This window comes from Vibrio penaeicida (assembly GCF_030689305.1).
Lineage (GTDB): Bacteria > Pseudomonadota > Gammaproteobacteria > Enterobacterales > Vibrionaceae > Vibrio > Vibrio penaeicida_B.
Genome location: NZ_JAUYVM010000059.1, coordinates 1 through 1,256 on the forward strand (window position 1 = coordinate 1; position 1,256 = coordinate 1,256).

General features: G+C 47.6%; 2 protein-coding genes. Both read right to left on the minus strand.

The window, feature by feature from the left end:
- Positions 1-33: 33 nt before the first annotated feature.
- On the minus strand, positions 34-885 hold the full coding sequence (locus tag Q8W40_RS27960; RefSeq protein ID WP_305402102.1) for an IS3 family transposase: 852 nt from the start codon (positions 883-885) through the stop codon (positions 34-36).
- Positions 882-1,190, minus strand: a complete 309-nt coding sequence (locus tag Q8W40_RS27965; RefSeq protein ID WP_305402103.1) for a transposase — start codon at positions 1,188-1,190, stop codon at positions 882-884. The genes Q8W40_RS27960 and Q8W40_RS27965 overlap by 4 nt, the downstream gene beginning before the upstream one ends.
- Positions 1,191-1,256 lie beyond the last annotated feature (66 nt).

A 1,256-nucleotide genomic window follows, 5' to 3' on the forward strand; every position in this document is an offset into this window, starting at 1 on the left:
TGGTGTACCCCATAAAAAGTAGACACCACATAACTACATACTTTCGTACTCAACCGGACTGACATGCCCCAACGCTGAGTGCCTTCTTCTGCGATTGTAAAATACCTCAATGTATTCGAAGATACCCTGTCGGGCTTCCTCAAGCGTTTGGTAATCTTCTGCGTATATCAGCTCGACTTTCAGTCGGCTGTAGAACGACTCCATCACCGCATTATCCCAACAGTTTCCCTGTCGACTCATGCTTGGTATGCCTCCATGCTGACGCATGAAGTCTTGATATTTATATGCTCTGTATTGTACACCACGGTCTGAGTGGATAATGACGCCCTTAGGCGGCTTACGTGACTCAAACGCCATTTTTAGGGCATTGGTGATGAGCTTGACGGTCATCGTTGTCCCTAGCGACCAACCCACGATGCGCCTTGAATGTAGGTCCATCACTGTCGCCAAGAAGAGCCAACGGCTCTTCACCCAGATATACGTGATGTCCGTAACCCACTTCTGATTTGGCGTCTCAGACTCAAAGTTTCTTCGCAGTAAATTGTCGGCTACATTCGTCATAGCAGCCACATCCTTGCTGTATTTGAACCCTTTGCCATTACGCGCCTTGATGCCTTTTTCTTTCATGATATCAGCCACATAATTGACGCAGCAGGTATGCCCTGCTTCATTAAGCTCTTCGGCTATTCGCACGGAACCATAGCGAGCCCGATACTGAGCAAAGGTACACATGACCAACTGTTCAAAGCGCTCTCGACGCTTTGAACGCTCACTGGGTACTCGATGACGCCACTTGTAAAACCCACTAGGTGAGACATCAAGAGCGTGACACATGTGAGTGACTTTGTATTTCTCAACATAACTTTCGATGAACTCGTACTTCACTCTTGCTGCTTCGCGAAGTACGCCGAGACCTTTTTTAGGAATTCCATTTCATCTTTGAGTCGCTTATTCTCGCGCCTTAGCGCTCGAAGCTCTTCGGACTCTTTCTTCGAATAATCAACACCCTCTAGAGTGTTAAACTGTTTATCCGATAGACGTGTGAACTGACGCTTCCAGTTCCTAATTTGTTGAGCACTGATGCCCAGCTCTTGAGCAACCGAGACCGCCGTTCGACCTGGAAGACTGGCAAGACGCACCGCCTCTTTGCGGAATTCTTCGGTGTACGCTGGATTACGATGTTTAGCCATAAATCACCTCTCAATTAGACCCTAGATCTAACTTAGTAAAGTGTCTACTAAACGTGGGGTACTCGG

Bases quoted from the DNA above. Each gene is read 5' to 3' on its own strand.
- Q8W40_RS27965 (WP_305402103.1), bottom strand. From the start codon at position 1,190: ATGGCTAAACATCGTAATCCAGCGTACACCGAAGAATTCCGCAAAGAG.